Origin of the sequence: Neobacillus sp. C211, assembly GCF_051842875.1 — a bacterium.
In the GTDB taxonomy this organism is placed as follows: Bacteria; Bacillota; Bacilli; order Bacillales; family Cytobacillaceae; genus Neobacillus.
In genome coordinates this window covers 71,371-88,864 of the sequence record NZ_JBPXRO010000020.1, presented here as the reverse complement: position 1 = coordinate 88,864, position 17,494 = coordinate 71,371, and the positions used below count along the sequence as shown (strand labels likewise).

Below are 17,494 nucleotides of genomic sequence, written 5' to 3'. Positions count from 1 at the left end.
TTTATGAAAGCTAGTAATAGTATTGCTGACAATAGTATTTCATTAGGTAAAAGTAAAACGATAAAAGAAAGAAATATTAAAAAATTGTTAGGTAAATTCGCGATATATGTATTCTTGATAATAGTCGCAATGACCTGTCTGCTGCCTTTTTATAGTATGATGATCACTTCAACCCACGCAAATTCAGACATTGCCAGGAAATTATTACTTCTTCCAGGCACTGAGTTTATAAATAACTATAATCGGTTGTTGGATACAGTACCAATTTGGCGAGGCTTTGTTAATTCAGTGTTTATAACTGTTACATCAACCATATTAAGTTTATACTTCTCAGCGCTGGCAGGCTATGGATTCTCAAAATTCAACTACAAAGGTAAAAATATTCTTTTCATGGCCGTCCTAGGAACAATGATGATTCCAGGGCAATTAGGAATTATCGGATTTTTTAAGCTTATGGATTCCTTTAATATGTTGAACACCTATTGGCCAATCATTCTTCCATCTATTTCAAACGCGTTTGGGATCTTCTTTATGAAACAAATGTGTGATTCCAGTGTTCCGACAGAAATTCTGGAATCAGGGAGAATAGATGGGTGTGGTGAACTTAAAATATTCCATCGGTTGGTGCTTCCATTATTAATGCCAGCTGTGGCAACTCTTGGAATCTTTTCATTCATTGGCAAGTGGAATGACTTCTTAACACCGATGATTATTCTTTTCGATAATGACTTGCAGCCATTACCAGTAATGATTGCAAGTGTTAAGTCTCAGTTCTCAACTGATTTTGGGGCAATGTATGTAGGAATTGTTATCTCAGTTATACCAATCTTAATCTTCTTCTCTATTGTTTCTAAAAAGATTATTAGTGGTGTTACTGCAGGAGCATTAAAAGGATAAATAATAGTGACCACTTGATTGGGGTGATGTCCAGTAAAATACATCATGATCAAAAATATCCTTCAGTGAAGGAATGAACCCTCACTGAAGAAAAGCTTACCTTATCCTCACGTTTAAGTGTAAAAGAATTGACGGTCTTAGCCACTTAAAGAGGACGATAAGAAAAACATTAGACCTTCATTATATCAAAAAAAGGGGCTGTATTCCATAATGAAAAAAATACTTCCAATCCTATTCGCTGCTGTCCTTGTCTTATCCTTATTTGCGGGATGTTCGAAAAAAGATGAGACTGCATCAAGTACAGTTAAAAAAAGTAATGACAATAAAGTTGAAGGTAAAATAACCATTTGGACATTCTTTGGTCAAGTTGAAGACATGGCAAAAGAATTTGAGAAAAAATATCCGGATGCTGAAGTGGAAGTGAAAATCTTCCCTGGTGATCAATATAAAACAAAGCTTTTAAATGTACTTCAATCAGGTAAAGATGTCCCAGATATTTTTGACTTAGAAAGAGGATATATTGATAAGTTTATCAATTCAAAGTATGCAACAAACCTTTCTGATATGGGTGCGGAAGATCTTGTGAAAGATTATGTTCCCTATGTACAAGCTTTAGGAAGAGATGCTAAGGGTGACGTTAAAGCGATTTCAGATCATTCTTCACCAGGCGGATTCTGGTATATCAAAGAAAATGCAAAAAAATATTTAGGAACAGATGACCCAGAAAAAATTTCTGAAATGGTCGATTCTTATGACAAAATTATTGAATTAGGTAAGAAAGTAAATAAAGACAGCAATGGAAAAGTTCATTTAATTTCCCATTATGGCGATATCTATAACATGGAAGCTTATAATACAAAGCCATGGGTAAAGGATGGAAAATTAACAATCGATTCCGCTTGGAAGAAAAGTTATGAATTACAAAAAGAAATTTTTAATAATGATGTGGACGCGAAATTAGAATTCTTCTCTGCAGGCTGGGGTAATGCCATTAATGATGGAAGTGTTGTTTTATCAGCAATGCCAGCATGGGCAAGCTTCATGGTTGATAACAAAGATGATAAGGCGAAAGATAAGTTTGGTGTTGCTAGAACTCCAAAAGGATTTTACATGGGTGGAACATACCGTTCAATCTATGAAAAATCTCCTAATAAAGATTTAGCTTATAAATTTATTGAGTTTATTGCAAGTAAAGAATGGCAACAGCACAATTTAGAAGCAACAGGCAATATGCCAGGACTTTTATCTGTATATGAAGACAACTTAGAAACATTCAAATCTCCGATGTTTGGCGATCAAAATATTTTAAAGCCATATTACGAAACCGTTAAAGATATTCCTGGCTATAAGTCAGACAAATATGGTGAAGAAGTGTTAAGTATTTGGAGAAAAGTTGCAGGTCAAGGCGTCAAAAATAATGCTGATATTAAGGAAGTAATTAAGAACTTCAAAAAAGAAGTTAAGAATACATTCCCTGAACTTAAAGTTGACTAATTAGTTGTTTGTTTAAGAAAAGGATGACTTGAAAATGAAATGGCAGCCCCTGCCACGCCAGAAGAAATAATCACTCTGGCGTGATAGAGAGGGGGGCGAATTCTTTTGAGTCATCCTTTATCTTTGGAGGGAGCAGTACCATGAGTAGTATACATGAAGAAATTAACAAAATTCGCATCATCGATGGACATGAACACATTGATCCAATGGAGATTCGAAAGAAAAATAAAGTAGATTTCTTTGGTCTTCTTCATTATTTAGATTCAGACTTAATCACCGCGGGGATGCAACGTGGAATTTTAAGCGAAAACTCAAAATTAAGTGTGGAAGAGAAAGCAGAGCAATTTTTGCTTTATTATCAAAAAACGAAAAATACTACCTATGCACGATTATTAAAAACAGCGGTACACGATTTATTTGGAATGGATGACTGGTCTGTTAATGGCATATTAGCTTTAAATGAAAAAGTATTAGCCGCTACAAATGATGATACATGGTATCAGAGGGTTCTAAATGAAAAGTCGGGAATTGATTTAGCCATTACATTACCTTTTACAACCAATGTTGATTTTTCCCTTTTTCGTCCCGTCATGTTTTTGGACTATGCCTTTAATTTGAGAACAATTAAGGATGTTCAAGTCATTGAAGGACATACTGGAGAGAATGTTCAAACATTCCAGGATTATCTTCATACAGTTGATGCCTTATTATATAAATTTGTTAAAGAAGGAATGGTTGCTATTAAGTTAGGCCATGCCTATTGGAGGACGCTGAAAACGATGAAGCCAACCTTCCATGAGGCTGAACAATGCTTTAATGCCCTGCTTTCTTCTATTATAAATGAACCCATGTCGCAAAAAGAATTGGTCGTTTTACAAGATTACTTAATTCATCACATTATCCAATGCTCGATCAAATATGAATTACCAATTCAAATTCATACGGGACACCATGAAACGAGTGTTTCGGGTAATGGAAATATTATTACAAACTCGAAGGTAACGGATCTTATTCCGCTTCTGGCAGCATATCCTGAGGCTGATTTTGTTCTTTTACATTGTGGTATCCCGTACCACCAGGAGTATTTGAGTATTGTAAAAAATTATCCGAATGTTTATGCAGATTTGACTTGGGTGTATGCTATTTCTCCAACAATTGCCAAGCAAATACTTCATCAAATGATTGAAATGGTTCCCCAAAACAAAATTTTCGGTTTTGGTGGGGATTACAACTTTATTGAAGGAACTTATGCACACCAAAAGCTTGCCCGAAAAATTGTGGGTGACGTCTTAGTAGAGAAAGTGCAAGATCAAATGTTAACAGAAAAAGAAGCAGTAGAGTTTGCTAGAAGGATTTTTAGAGAAAACTTGATTGAACTTTACAAACTAAAGGTGTGATTTCAGTGGGTACATTCATCAACATACATGAAAACGTAAAGAAACAAACCGAAATACAGGTCTATTCTTCGGAACGGAAGAGTGGAAATGCATACCTTCAAATTGACTCACTTCTCGATATATATAATGAAGAAAAAAATATAGGAAAAATTCAAATTGTTAAAGTTGAAGAAATTGTTGGGGGGTACCACATTTCGGGGAAAGGAGAGTACTTCTCTGTAGAATCGGAATGGAAGAATGAACAAGCTGGTTGTGGCTTTATCCAAGTTAATCTCAATGTTACCTATAATAAAGAAGCATCAGGCAATTATGGATTACAGTTTAATGCTGATTTAGCAGGCAGCGGAAAGCCGACTTGGATGATTCCCGGTGCTTTTTATAAAGAAAATCGCTTTGAGCATAATACTCGAAAATATCCAAGATATGATTACCAGGATGGCAATCATGAGGAGATGGTTTCGGACCATTGGTCTTTTCGTTCAGACCGTGCCGCTCTCCCAGCTGTTTTTGCCTGGAATGATGAAATGTGCGGTGCACTTTGTGTAGAGGAAATGAGTGAGGTGGGGCTAACAAGCCTAGGGTTCCGAGGAAATGATTCGACAACATCAATCTGGGTTAATTTCCCGTATAAAGAAGAACCGGTTACATTTGTTGGTGAACCGATTCCAGAGCCCAAGGATATATCTTTGTACACATTTAAGCCAGGGGAAACTATTCATTTACAAGTAAAGATCTATACGGCTTCACCTGATTTACATTCATATGATCCATTTGTCCGTGAAATGTATCGGCAGCATCAACAAGAGTATTCCTTAAATCCCTGGATGGGTCTTGAGGAGGCATCAGAATTAACAGCGCATGGTTTATATCGTTGGCACTATATGCCTGAGCATAGCATTCTAGCAGAAACGGCAGCGTTTGACCGTGAGTTTAACAATAATGTAAAAGGAATGGGTGACCGTCCGCATATGCATGTGGGCTGGGTCAGCGGCGCACCATATTCTTACGCTTTGCTTACCTATGGAAGAAAAAATGGACATCAACACTATGTTGATGCCGCCATTGATGTTATGAATAATATAGCTTCGGCGCTTGCCCCGAGTGGAACATTTTGGGCGTCATGGGTGCTCGGAAAGGGTTGGGGAACTGGTTGGAACCCAAAGAATACATGGTTGCAAGCCAGAACAATCTCTGAAGCAACTTTGTTTTTGGTTCGTGCCCTAGCCTTTGAAAAGGAAGCAGGGGTAAGTCATCCGGATTGGGAAAAAGCAGTCCAATCCAATTTAAACTTTGCGGTTAAGCATCAACGTTCAGATGGTAATTTCGGTTCCTATTACCACTTTGAAACAGGTGAGGTAGAAGAATGGGATGGAGCAGGCGGCATCTTATGGATTGCTTCACTCCTTGAAGGAAGTAACTTTTTTGAAAAAGATGAGTATCGGTTCGCGGCAGAAAAGGCGGGGCATTATTATGAGCATTTTGTGCTAGACGAATACATTTATGGAGCTCCAGAGGATGTTCATTTAACACCAACATCTGAGGATGCTTATAATGCCGTGGTTGCCTATGTATTACTCTATGAAAATGAAAAAAACGAAAAATGGTTAAAGCTTGCAAAACATGCGGCTGATTGGTTAATGACGTTCCGGTGGACCTACAATTTGGCCTTCCCAGAGAATACATTCCTGCATCAATACGATTTTCGTTCTCGAGGTGCTGATCAGGCTTCACCATCAAATCAGCATTTACATAATTATGGACTATTTTGTGTTCCAGAGATGCTTCGATTATGGAAGTACACAGATGATCCCTATTACTTAGACCGGACACGTGATCATATTGCTTGTTTCTTGCAGTTTATTGCAAGAAAAGATGGTGATTTTAATGCATACAAAGGGATGGTTACCGAGCGTTTTTATAATACGAATTGTTTTCAGCCAAAAGGAATGATGCTGACCTTATCTCATTCTTGGTGTGTGGGACTCGTGCTTTATGCAACACAGGAAGCCTTAGCATTTAACAACTCTTTGCAGCTTTCTTAACCTGAAAATTCAATTAACCATCTTGGGCAATACCCTGATGGTTAGTTGTGTTCAAGGGTGAAATTATTAATGATTGGAGGAAAAAATCATGAAAAAGAAACTTGCAATTATTCATACGACTCCAGTGACGATTGAGCCGTTGAAAGATTTAGCCAACAAAATGATCGGGGAATGTGAAATTATCAATTTGGTAGATGATTCAATCCTGCCGCAATTAGGCAAAAATGGCGGAGATATTCAAGAAATCGCTGATCGGTGGGAAGGTTATGCTAAAGTTGCTGAACAGCTTGGAGCAGATTGTATTTTAAATGCATGTTCTTCCATTGGTGAACTTGTTGCATTTACCCAACCGAAGATAGCAACTCCCATTATTCGTATTGATGATGCAATGGCAGAATTCGCGATTAACTCAGCCGAAAAAATAGGGGTAGCAGCGACATTGGAAACAACACTAAAGCCAACCTTAGAATTGCTTAAACAAAAAGCGGCTCAGAAACAGAAGAAAGTGGAGTTTGAACCTATTCTAGTGTCTTCGGCCTATCAGAAATTAATCGCAAACGATAAAGAAGGACATGATTTGGATCTTTCAGTTACTTTACGTGAGTTAGCAAAAAAAGTAGATATCGTTGTCTTAGCTCAAGCATCGATGGCCAGGGTTGTTTCCAGCTTTACGCCTGACGAGCAGCGTTATTTTGTGACGAGTCCTGAATTAGGAATGGAAGCAGTAAAACGCACACTAAAAAATTAATAAATAAGGAATGATTAATAATGAATCGATTAAAACCAACGAATGTACTCCCATTAACAGAAGCTCTTGCAATCGCAGAAAAATCCCACTATGCAACAGGGTCATTTTCACCGCGTTATATCGCTATGATTGCCCCAGTTTTACAAGCTGGACAAAAGACAGAATCACCTCTTATTGTGCAAATTTCACAAAAGGAATTAGAACGTTACGGGATTACCCCGTTTGAATTTGCAGATGAGTTTTATGCACAGGTAGAAAAATTATCAATTACTGTACCAGTAGTTTTACATCTTGACCATACGAAAGAGTTGAATGTGATTAAGGATGCAATTGCTGCTGGCTTTACATCGGTGATGATTGATGCTTCAGAAAAGCCATTTGCTGAAAATGTGAAAATCACAAAAGAGGTTGTTGAATATGCACATGCCAAAGGGGTCTCTGTTGAAGCAGAACTTGGAATGATTGGAACAACTGATTTTATTGAGACCGATCATGATGAAGAATTATATACAGATCCTGTTGAAGCAGCTGAATTTGTGAAGCAGACAGGTGTTGACGCATTAGCTGTATCATGTGGAACAGCGCATGGTGTTTATATGGTTCGTGAACCAAAGGTTGATTTTGAACGGTTAATGGCCATTCGTGAGTTAACTCCTGTACATCTTGTTCTTCACGGTGGATCTGGTGTACCAAGTGAAATGGTACAAAAGGCATTTCAGCTGCCAAATGGTGGTGTAAGTAAAGTAAATATTGCAACAGACCTTGAGATTTCTTTCTTAAAAGCCATCGGGCGTGAAGAAAGATTGTCCAATAAAGAATGTAATCAATTACCTGCTGAATTGTTAAAAGTGGGGCAGGATGCTGTCGAAGAAACAGTAACAGAAAAGATCACACAATACTTGTTAAGTAATAACAAAGCATCTCAATTCAACCAATAAGACAACAAGAATGAGACAGGGGTTGAGGAAATGAAAGATAAAACATTTCATATGATCGGTAACGCCCATTTAGATCCGGTTTGGCTTTGGCAATGGCAAGAAGGATTTCAAGAAACAAAAGCTACTTTTCGGTCTGCATTGGATCGAATGAAAGAATACGAAGATTTTATTTTCACTTCTAGTTCTGCCTCCATGTACGAATGGGTAGAAGAAAATGAACCTGAAATGTTTGCAGAAATTAAAGAGCGGATCCAAGAAGGACGCTGGAGGATTGTTGGCGGCTGGTGGATTCAGCCTGATTGCAATATCCCAAATGGAGAATCCTTTGTTCGTCAAGGTCTTTATGGTCAACGATATTTTCAAGAAAAATTTGGTGTAACGGCAAAGGTTGGCTATAATGTCGATAGTTTTGGTCATCATGGCATGATGCCCCAAATATTGAAAAAAAGCGGCATGGATTCCTACGTATTTATGCGGCCAGCGCCAAATGAAAAAGGGCTCCCAAGTAATCTTTTTTGGTGGGAATCTGATGATGGATCTCGTGTGCTGGGATTCCGCATCATGCATGAATATAATTCATGGGGAAAAGAATTAGATCGGATTGTTAAGCGGTGTAAAGGCGAGTTTAAAGGAAACGTCGACGACCAGATGATTTTTTATGGCGTTGGAAATCATGGCGGCGGGCCAACTAAGGAAAATATAGAGAGTATCTATCGCTTAAATAAGGATGCTGATCTTCCTAATCTAGTCTTCTCTACTCCTGAAGAATATTTTGAAAAAGTAAAGGATACAAAGGATTTACCTGTTGTTCACGATGACTTGCAGCATCATGCCAGCGGCTGCTATGCGGCCCATTCAGGCGTAAAACAATACAATCGAAAAGCAGAGAATATGCTGATGACGGCTGAAAAGTATTCAGCACTCGCTTTTTGGATAACCGGACAACCCTATCCAGCTGAAATCAACCGGGCTTGGAAGAATGTTTTATTTAATCAATTTCATGATATTTTAGCTGGAACGAGCATTGAGTCTGCCTATGAGGACGCTAGAAATTTATACGGAGAAGCATTGGCTATTGCTGATCGGGCATTGAATAATGCGATCCAGTCCATTTCATGGAAAATTGACATTGATCAAGATGAAAAAATGAGACCCATTGTCGTCTTTAACCCACATGCCTGGGATTGCAAAGTGAATGTTGAAATCGAAATAGGCAGCATAAAACCAGCATCTGTTTTAGTAGATGATCAAGGCAATGCTATCCCATTTCAAACAATACAGTCACAAGCAACAGCTGGGGGACGCTACCGCTTAAACTTTTTAGCCGAATTACCTGCAATGGGATATCGTGTATATAGAATTTATACAGAATTAAGTGGCAGTGAATCTGTAGTTGAACCTATAAAAGCAAGTTCACATGCGATGGAAAATGAACGCTTTAGAATTGAGTTTGATGCAGAGACTGGTTGGATTTCGAGCCTATTTGATAAAAAAGTAGAACATGAAGTATTTGCAGGTCCGGCAGCAAAGCCGGTAATAATCAATGATAAAACAGATACATGGAGCCATGACACCCTTCATTTTAATGAAAGAGTTGGCGATTTCAGAGCAACGAAAGTATATCTTGCTGAGCATGGACCAGTTAAATCAGTGATTCGGGTGAAAAGTGAATACGGACGCTCGATCTTAATCCAAGACTTCACGATGTATCAAGGAAAAGACCAGATCGATGTAAAAGTAACGGTAGATTGGCGCGAAAAGTTCAAGATGCTTAAACTTGTTTTCCCGATTAATTCCATCTTTAGAAAACAAACCTATGAAATTCCATATGGAACAATTGAGCGCGAGCATAATGGTGAAGAAGAGCCAGGTCAAAGCTGGGTTGATGTGACAGGTGTTACACCAAACCATGAAGGAGTTTATGGCTTAAGTCTTATCAATGACGCTAAATCAAGCTATAGCATTCATAATAAGGAACTTGCATTAACGGTATTACGCAGCCCTATTTACGCCCATCATGATCCGCTCGTACCAGAAGAGGACGGAGAATATACATTTATTGACCAAGGAGTTCAACATTTTGAATACTCATTACTTCCTCACGAAGGAAGCTGGGAAGAAGCGGAAACACCGAAAAGAGCAGCAGAATTAAATTGTAAACCAATCTCAATTATTGAGTCCTTCCATAAAGGTTCCTTACCACAATCAGATTCCTATGTGAAAGTAAGTGCCGATAATGTGATTGTTAGTGCTCTAAAAAAGGCCGAAGACAATGAAGATTTAATCATTCGTTTATATGAAACAAATAAAGTACCCACTGAAGTAGAAATCACTTTGCCGAAATTTAACCGTACGTTCAAGGCTGTCTTTAAGGCATCTGAAATTAAAACCTTCCGTATTCCCAAAAATGTTGATGTGCCTGTCAGGAAAACAAATTTGATTGAATGGGATGAGTAAAATGATTTTGGATAGAAAACAAGAGCTGAAAAAGCAATTACGGGAAACAGGAAAATATATGATGCAATATGACCTCGCATGGGGGAATTCAGGGAATATCAGTGCAAAAACCACGGAAAATTCTTTTCTGATCACAGCAAGTGGAACCTATTTAGGAGATTTGGATGTAGAGGATTTTGCCGAGTGCTCGATCGAATCAGGTAAGAGTATAAATAGTGGCAGAAAACCTTCTAAAGAGGTTCCGATGCATCTCGCTATCTATGAAACTCGTCCTGAGATTGGTGCAGTATTACATGCTTCACCTTTATATAGCACACTGATTGCTTCATCAAACATTGATATCCCTTCGGCTTGGTTTGTTGAAAGTATGTACTATTTAGAAAAGATTGAGCGAGTTCCTTATGCAAACCCAGGTTCAATGGAACTTGGCGACCTTGTTAGAGAAAAGGCGAAAAAGGCGAATATCCTTTTATTAGAAAATCATGGCGTCCTTGTTTATGATACGTCCTTAAAAGAAGCGAAAATGGCACTGCAAACATTAGAAATGGCTTGTCGAATGCTATTAATCTCTCAAAAAGCAGGTGTTGTTTTACAAGAGCTTTCTGAGAAAGAGGTACATAGCTTTCTACATGAATCAGGATATAAGCCAAGGAGGATGTGGGAAAATTGATTGGAATTGTCGCGGATGATATTACTGGTGCAAATGATATTGGAATCATGTTTGCTAAAGCAGATTGGCAGACAGAAGTTTTTCCCTATCCACTTTACAACAAAATGGGAACGTTCCCACCTAATGTATTGATTATGGATACAAATTCACGTCTTGATCGATATGAAGAAGCCTATGAGAAAGTATTTGCGAGTACCAAAAGTCTCCAGGGATTAGGATGTGAACAATTCTTCAATAAAACCTGTTCCGTTTTTAGAGGAAATATTGGTGCAGAATTTGATGCCATGCTCGATGCACTCGAAAATGAATTTGCAGTGGTTGTGCTTGGTTTTCCGAAAAATGGAAGAACTACCATGTATGGTCAACACTATGTTCATGGTAAGAAATTAGCAGATTCTGAGTTCCGTAATGATCCTGTTCATCCAATGCTGCACTCGGATTTGGTTGATATTTTACAAGCTCAAACAAAGAGGAAGGTTGCTCTTGTCGATCATGAAATTGTTGAACAAGGCAGTGAAAAGCTAAAGCAAGAAATTTCTCAGATGCGATCGCAGTGTCAGTACTTAATTGTTGATGTCAAAGATCAGTCTTCCTTACAAATAATTGCTAGAGCAATAAAGGATGAAAAGATTATTTGTGGTGCCTCAGGGATTGCTGAAGAATTAGCACTGGTAATGAATAAAGATCAAAATGGAACTCGGTCTATTACACTACCAAAATTAGAAGCAGGAATTTTATGCGCGGCAGGTAGTTTAATGCCGCAGACCTTTAATCAAGTGGAAGAAATGAAACAGCGCGGGCTGCCTGTATTCGAAATGAAAACAGTGATCTTATTTTCGGATCAAAAGGCTGCTCATTTAGAGGAACTAATTACGAATCTCACCACGCTATTAAATGATGGTAAGGATGTTCTTGTTCACTCTTCGAACACCCAAGATGTAGTCAAGGAAACAAAACAACTGGGTACTAGATTAGGCTATACAAATACGTCGATTTCAAGGATGGTATCTGAATCATTAGCGTTTGTAGTGGATGAGACCTTAAAAAGGACAAAAGTTAACCGTTTGTTATTAGCGGGTGGAGAAACATCTGCTTCTGTTTGCAGCAGGCTCGGCATTGAAGGACTCGCAGTATGGAAAGAAATCGAACCAGGTCTTCCATCATGTATTAGCTTAGATTCAACACCGCGGATGCTTGTACTGAAGTCAGGAAGCTTTGGAAGTAAGGATTTCTTTGCTAAGGCGATTGATCACCTGAAGGAAAATTAATCTAACGATTGTAATAGGGGATGTAGCAATGAATGCTAATTTAGAAAAACTATTTGGAAAATATCCAGAATTAGTAGAATGCCAAACAAGTATTGTCGAAGCCTTTGAAGTGATTAACCAAGCTTATCAGTCTGGCAGAAAGCTGTTATTAGCAGGTAATGGCGGGAGTGCAGCGGACTGTGAGCATGTAGTGGGCGAATTAATGAAAGGATTTATGTCAAAACGTCCTTTGTCACAAGAGTTGAAAGATAAATTAGCCTCGGTTTCTGGTGGCGATGACTACCTGGGTGAACATTTACAAGGTGCGCTCCCTGCCATCTCGCTTGTAAGTCATTCAGCCCTTATGACAGCATTCTCTAATGATGTTGCCCCGGATATGGTTTTTGCTCAACAAGTGTTTGGATACGGAAAAGCAGGCGATGTATTTATCGGCTTTAGCACATCAGGTAACTCCAAAAACATTAATCATGCCATAAAAGTGGCCAAGGCCCTAGGGTTAGTAACGATCGGGTTTACTGGTAAAAGTGGCGGGGAAATGAAAACGTTATGTGATGTAACGATTTCGGTTCCCTTTGATTCGACACCTGATATTCAAGAAAGACATCTCCCGATATACCATACCCTGTGCATATTATTAGAGGAGGCGTTCTTCGAATGATTCCCGTGTTGGCAGGTTTAGATATTGGCGGAACAAAGTGTGCCGTTGTATTAGGAGTTGAAGATGAAAAAGGGATTACTTTAGTTGCAAAACAAAGTTTTCCCACTCCGGACACGCCTGATTTAGCCCTTTTATTGATGATGAGTGAGTTAGAAAGATTATTGTTAGAACGAAAAGGACTTGAACTAAAAGCAATTGGAATCAGCTGCGGCGGCCCGCTGGATAGTAATAAGGGTCTGATTTTGTCTCCACCAAATCTGCCAAACTGGGATCGTATCGATGTGTTGTCACCTTTCAGAGATCGTTTTCATGTCCCCGTTTCCGTCCAAAACGATGCCAATGCTTGTGCGTTGGCTGAATGGAAATGGGGAGCAGGAAAAGGCACGAATAATATGATTTTTCTAACGTTTGGTACAGGAATGGGAGCAGGCCTCATTTTAGATGGACGATTATACACCGGAACAAATGATATGGCTGGGGAAGTCGGTCATGTTCGTTTAGAGAATAATGGTCCAATCGGATTTGGTAAAGCAGGCTCATTTGAAGGCTTTTGTAGTGGAGGCGGGATCGCCCGCTTGGCACAAATGAAAGCGGATGAGTGGTTGGCCCAAGGGAAAATGACTTCTATTTGTTCTAATCGTGATGAGATACCGGCAATTACGGCGAAAACAGTTGGGCTTGCTGCCCAGGCCGGAGATGTTTTCGCGAAAGAGATATACAGCATTGTTGGGCAGAAATTAGGTCGAGGTCTGGCATTGTTAGTGGACATGTTAAATCCAGAAAGAATTGTCATTGGCAGCATTTATTTGCGTCAAGAAGCATTGCTGGAGCCAATTGTCATGGAAGAACTTAGAAAAGAAGCACTTTCTTATTCCCTCGAGGTTTGTACCGTTTTACCTTCCGGCTTAGGAGAAAGTGTGGGTGATTTGGCTGCACTCTCTGTTGCCAAGTATGGCCTTGAAATCGAAGGATAAGCGTATGAACAAAAAAAGAACTAAAGGAGCGAAACTATGTTTCAATTTCAGCAAAATCAAAACGAGCTGCATTGTCTGTTGAATAATAAAATGGTTCTTTCCGGAATCCAAGTGTCTACCAATCTAGATAATCAATCAATTCAATTACTAGAGTTAAAAACCCTAGATGAGAGTACTGGAGAAGATCATCTTGGTTTTTATACAGAATATCGTTCCGAATTTAGTGATCATGCCGAGACAGTAAACACGAAGTTACGTTTCAGGTGCTACGATTTATTTATTACTGCCTTTATGGATGCGGAAATAAATAATGAAGAATTGTTTAAAAAGCAATCCTTTTTTGCTCCGCGGCGTGCCATCAACATAACCATTAACAACATGATGGAAGAGTATGAGGTTATGGCGAACTATCAACATAAGGACTGGTGGACGCGGCCATTTTTCACGAATAACATCCAAGAAGTGCCAAAACGGACACAATCGTTATTATTAAGAAGTGAAAAAGAATATTTTCATATACTGCCTGTTTGTGATGAAGTATCGCGGACAGATTTAGCAGGTACGAAAGAGGGCTTGCAAATCTCCATTTCCCCTTTCCATGGCGGCTTTAATCATTTATCAACATTTGCCTTCATTTTAGGTACTGGGAATAATCCATTCTCTTTAGTGAATGAAAATGTTAAGAAAGCGACAACTGTTTGTGGACAAAGCATTATGCCTAGAGAAGAAAAAAAATATCCAGAGATTTTAGATTACTTAGGCTGGTGCAGCTGGGATGCTTTTTATCATGCCGTTAATGAGGAAGGAATCCTATCAAAAGCTGAAGAGCTCAAACAGAAAAAACTTCCTGTTAAATGGATGATGATTGATGATGGCTGGTCCGAAGTGGATAATAATAAGCTTCACTCCTTTGATGCTGACCAGGAGAAATTTCCCCATGGTTTAGCCAATACCGTTTCATCACTTAAGAATAACTATGGCGTGAATTGGGTAGGAGTTTGGCATACCCTTGCAGGTTATTGGGAAGGAATTTCACTCAATGGTCCCTTAGCGAAGTCATTAGAAAACCATTTATATAAAGCAAAAAACGGCAGCTTAATTCCATCACCAAATGCGGAAGAGGGATTTGGTTTTTGGCATGCATGGCATTCCAAATTAAAGAAAGACGGAATCGACTTTGTGAAAGTTGACAGCCAAAGTGCCATCTCAAACTTTACGGTGAATAACCAGGCTGTCGGCGAAGCAGCAAGCGGGGCCCATACAGCACTCGAAGCATCTTGTTCCTTACATTTTGATAATACGGTGATCAACTGTATGGGAATGGCAGAGGAAAATATTTGGCATCGTCCATACTCAGCCGTTTCTCGTAATAGTGATGACTTTGTCCCACAAGAAGAGAGCGGCTTCAAAGAACATGCCTTGCAAAATGCATATAACTCACTTTACCATGGTGCGTTTTATTGGGGCGATTGGGATATGTACTGGACGAAAAACCATGATGACCTGCAAAACATGATTTTACGGGTAGTTAGCGGTGGACCGATTTATTTTAGTGATGCGGTAGATCAAACAAATCCCGACATGATTTGGCCGTTAATTTATAATGATGGACAAATCATTCGTTGTGAACAGCCTGGAGTACCAACTGAGGATTGCCTGTTTGTTGATCCAACTCAAACGAAAACGCCGTTAAAGATATGGAATTCATGCAAGGGTGCCGGAGTCGTGGCAGCGTTTAATATTAATGAAGGAACTGGAACCATTCATGGCTCCATCAGCCCAAGTGATGTTCCAAATCTAGCGGGTGAGAAGTTTGTTATCTTTGATGTATTAAGGAAGAACCACTCGGTTGTGAGCAAAGAAGAAAAGATTAGTATCGAAATTGCTGAAAACGTAGCTTCCCTCTTTTTAATCATTCCAGTTCAAAAGCAATTTACGCCAATTGGTCTTTTAAATAAGCTCATTTGCAATGATGGGATCGTAAGGGTTTGGAACCTGGAAAAGGAAATGAAGGTAATCTTAAGAGAAGGCGGAGTTTTTGCTTTCTTATCTGAAGGAACCCCTGTAGAAGCAACCGTTAATGGTGAATTGGTATTAGTTCACCAAGATCCTATAAACGAGCAGCTTTTTACCATTGATTGCAGCGATGTGGAAGGCGAAGTATTTCTAGAGATAAAAAAAGTGTACTAATTTGAAGGGGGCTATCATTGTGGAACATCATCGATTGCCTGCTCAAATTAGCCATTGGCAGGGCCTTGGCCCGATGCGGTAGTACAAAAGGGTATGAAATTCTAATCAACTATCTGGATGATGTCCGTTCCTTACTTAGCAAGCAGGCTCTTACAGAATTAAAGCGGTTAAGTGCCCTTCCGCTTCATAAGGATAAAAAGGCTTGGAGCAATTGGCTTGAGAGTGAAAAAGCTTGTTTAAAACCACAACCATATATTGTGCATACAGATCTTTGTGACAACAATGAAACGATTCTAAGAAAAATAACTTTATAGTCAACTAGGTAAGGCAGCACTACTCCCTCCATTTTGGAAACGTGTCTAAGCCTTCCTTAAAGCGACTAAGTAACTTATCGAAAGGGGTTAACAATCGTGTCAATTATTACTTTCCCAAAAGATTTTCGCTTTGGTGTTTCCACCGCAGCTTATCAAATAGAAGGTGCCTATAACGAAGACGGCAGAGGCATGTCCATCTGGGATACCTATAGTCGGATTCCGGGAAAAGTCAGAAACGGAGACAATGGCGATATCGCTTGTGATAGTTACCATCGAATCGATGAAGATATTGCCTTATTAAAAGAATTAGGTGTAAACACATACCGCTTCTCAATTGCCTGGCCGAGAATTTTTCCAAATGGAAGAGGAGAAGTCAATCAAAAAGGTCTCGATCACTACCATGAATTTGTTGATAAGTTGTTAGAAAACGGAATTGAACCGCTATGCACTATTTATCATTGGGACCTGCCCCAAGCACTTCAAGATGAAGGCGGTTGGAAGAATCGTCAAACCATCGAGGCATTTGTGGAGTACGCTGATTTATTGTTCCATGAGTTTTCTGGAAAAATCAAATCATGGTTAACGATCAATGAGCCATGGTGTGTTTCATTCTTAGGGTATTTCGTTGGAGAACAAGCACCAGGAGAAAAAAATCTCCAATCAGCCCTTGATGTAGCACATCACTTATTACTTGCACATGGGAAAACGGTAAAACGTTTTAAAGAGCTTGGAATTTCAGGAGAAATTGGTTTTGCACCTAACGTTACTTGGTATGAACCTTTTAGTAACCGACCAGAAGATATAGAGGCTTGCAATCGTATATCTGCCTGGTTCATGGAATGGTTTTTCGACCCTGTCTTTAAAGGCGGCTATCCACAAATATTAGTTGATTGGTTTGCAAAAAAAGGTGCAAAGGTCAACATCGAGGAAGGCGATATGGAAATTATTGCTCAGCCGATCGATATTTTAGGAATCAATTATTATACTGGAACGGTTTCCAGATATAAAGAAGGTCAGGGGACGTTCGATTGTGAACATGTTGATATCGGAATTGATCGTACGGACATTGATTTCACTATCTATCCAGAAGGCTTTTATAAAGTACTAATGGATATTAAAAATAAATATGGTGATGTTCCTATCTATATTACCGAAAATGGCGCAACGTACAATCAAGAACCAGTAGATGGACGTGTTCACGATGATAAGCGTATTAAATACTTGAAGCAGCACTTAACGGAAATTAGTCGTGCTCTAAGCTCCGGTGTTAATTTAAAAGGGTATTGTATCTGGTCATTGATGGATAATTATGAATGGTCATACGGCTATAGCATGCGTTTCGGTCTTGTTCATGTCGACTATCAAACATTAAAAAGAACAAAGAAAGACAGCTATTATTGGTACAGTAAGTTGAATCAAAACTATTGGTTTGAGGTGTAGTTTCCCA

General features: G+C 39.0%; 14 protein-coding genes. All 14 read left to right on the top strand.

From position 1 onward, the window contains the following. Positions 1 to 3: 3 nt before the first annotated feature. The 14 genes from ACSU6B_RS18650 to ACSU6B_RS18585 all read left to right on the top strand — a co-directional run bounded on the left by ACSU6B_RS18650 (position 4) and on the right by ACSU6B_RS18585 (position 17,487). Positions 4 to 897, top strand: coding sequence for a carbohydrate ABC transporter permease (locus tag ACSU6B_RS18650; RefSeq protein WP_410887535.1), 894 nt, complete (start codon positions 4 to 6; stop codon positions 895 to 897). Positions 898 to 1,107: 210 nt separating this feature from the next. Then, positions 1,108 to 2,391, top strand: a complete 1,284-nt coding sequence (locus ACSU6B_RS18645) for an ABC transporter substrate-binding protein (RefSeq protein WP_410887533.1) — start codon at positions 1,108 to 1,110, stop codon at positions 2,389 to 2,391. Positions 2,392 to 2,531: 140 nt separating this feature from the next. After that, positions 2,532 to 3,788: an amidohydrolase family protein gene (locus ACSU6B_RS18640; protein WP_410887531.1), complete on the top strand. Its 1,257-nt coding sequence runs from the start codon at positions 2,532 to 2,534 to the stop codon at positions 3,786 to 3,788. Positions 3,789 to 3,793: 5 nt separating this feature from the next. Beyond that, a complete protein-coding gene (locus ACSU6B_RS18635; protein WP_410887529.1) occupies positions 3,794 to 5,830 on the top strand; it encodes a hypothetical protein in 2,037 nt (678 codons plus the stop codon). An 88-nt stretch (positions 5,831 to 5,918) separates the two neighbouring features. Then, positions 5,919 to 6,578: an aspartate/glutamate racemase family protein gene (locus ACSU6B_RS18630; protein ID WP_410887527.1), complete on the top strand. Its 660-nt coding sequence runs from the start codon at positions 5,919 to 5,921 to the stop codon at positions 6,576 to 6,578. A 20-nt stretch (positions 6,579 to 6,598) separates the two neighbouring features. Next, a complete protein-coding gene (locus ACSU6B_RS18625) occupies positions 6,599 to 7,516 on the top strand; it encodes a class II fructose-bisphosphate aldolase (protein WP_410887525.1) in 918 nt (305 codons plus the stop codon). Positions 7,517 to 7,546: 30 nt separating this feature from the next. Next, entirely contained in the window at positions 7,547 to 9,973 is a 2,427-nt protein-coding gene (locus ACSU6B_RS18620; protein WP_410887523.1) for an alpha-mannosidase, read from the top strand. Between the two features lies 1 nt (position 9,974). Beyond that, the gene (locus ACSU6B_RS18615; RefSeq protein ID WP_410887521.1) at positions 9,975 to 10,643 is read left to right on the top strand and encodes a class II aldolase/adducin family protein; all 669 of its coding nucleotides are present in this window, start codon (positions 9,975 to 9,977) and stop codon (positions 10,641 to 10,643) included. After that, entirely contained in the window at positions 10,640 to 11,911 is a 1,272-nt protein-coding gene (locus ACSU6B_RS18610; protein WP_410887519.1) for a four-carbon acid sugar kinase family protein, read from the top strand. Before ACSU6B_RS18615 ends, ACSU6B_RS18610 begins: the two co-directional genes overlap by 4 nt. A gap of 28 nt (positions 11,912 to 11,939) precedes the next feature. Then, positions 11,940 to 12,569 (top strand): D-sedoheptulose-7-phosphate isomerase, encoded by a 630-nt coding sequence (locus tag ACSU6B_RS18605; RefSeq protein ID WP_410887517.1) that lies wholly within the window; start codon positions 11,940 to 11,942, stop codon positions 12,567 to 12,569. Next, entirely contained in the window at positions 12,566 to 13,543 is a 978-nt protein-coding gene (locus ACSU6B_RS18600; RefSeq protein ID WP_410887515.1) for an ROK family protein, read from the top strand. The genes ACSU6B_RS18605 and ACSU6B_RS18600 overlap by 4 nt, the downstream gene beginning before the upstream one ends. Before the next feature lie 36 nt (positions 13,544 to 13,579). Then, positions 13,580 to 15,733, top strand: coding sequence for a Sip1-related alpha-galactosidase (locus ACSU6B_RS18595; protein WP_410887513.1), 2,154 nt, complete (start codon positions 13,580 to 13,582; stop codon positions 15,731 to 15,733). Between the two features lie 17 nt (positions 15,734 to 15,750). Next, a complete protein-coding gene (locus ACSU6B_RS18590; protein WP_410887511.1) occupies positions 15,751 to 16,047 on the top strand; it encodes a hypothetical protein in 297 nt (98 codons plus the stop codon). A 96-nt stretch (positions 16,048 to 16,143) separates the two neighbouring features. Then, a complete protein-coding gene (locus tag ACSU6B_RS18585; protein ID WP_410887509.1) occupies positions 16,144 to 17,487 on the top strand; it encodes a GH1 family beta-glucosidase in 1,344 nt (447 codons plus the stop codon). The last annotated feature ends 7 nt before the right edge of the window (positions 17,488 to 17,494 follow it).

What these genes read in the sequence shown, in the direction of transcription:
- ACSU6B_RS18650 (WP_410887535.1), top strand. Translation starts at nt 4, where the DNA reads ATGAAAGCTAGTAATAGTATTGCTGACAATAGTATTTCATTAGGTAAA.
- ACSU6B_RS18645 (WP_410887533.1), top strand. Translation starts at nt 1,108, where the DNA reads ATGAAAAAAATACTTCCAATCCTATTCGCTGCTGTCCTTGTCTTATCC.
- ACSU6B_RS18600 (WP_410887515.1), top strand. Translation starts at nt 12,566, where the DNA reads ATGATTCCCGTGTTGGCAGGTTTAGATATTGGCGGAACAAAGTGTGCC.
- ACSU6B_RS18595 (WP_410887513.1), top strand. Translation starts at nt 13,580, where the DNA reads ATGTTTCAATTTCAGCAAAATCAAAACGAGCTGCATTGTCTGTTGAAT.
- ACSU6B_RS18630 (WP_410887527.1), top strand. Translation starts at nt 5,919, where the DNA reads ATGAAAAAGAAACTTGCAATTATTCATACGACTCCAGTGACGATTGAG.
- ACSU6B_RS18625 (WP_410887525.1), top strand. Translation starts at nt 6,599, where the DNA reads ATGAATCGATTAAAACCAACGAATGTACTCCCATTAACAGAAGCTCTT.
- ACSU6B_RS18605 (WP_410887517.1), top strand. Translation starts at nt 11,940, where the DNA reads ATGAATGCTAATTTAGAAAAACTATTTGGAAAATATCCAGAATTAGTA.
- ACSU6B_RS18620 (WP_410887523.1), top strand. Translation starts at nt 7,547, where the DNA reads ATGAAAGATAAAACATTTCATATGATCGGTAACGCCCATTTAGATCCG.
- ACSU6B_RS18615 (WP_410887521.1), top strand. Translation starts at nt 9,975, where the DNA reads ATGATTTTGGATAGAAAACAAGAGCTGAAAAAGCAATTACGGGAAACA.
- ACSU6B_RS18640 (WP_410887531.1), top strand. Translation starts at nt 2,532, where the DNA reads ATGAGTAGTATACATGAAGAAATTAACAAAATTCGCATCATCGATGGA.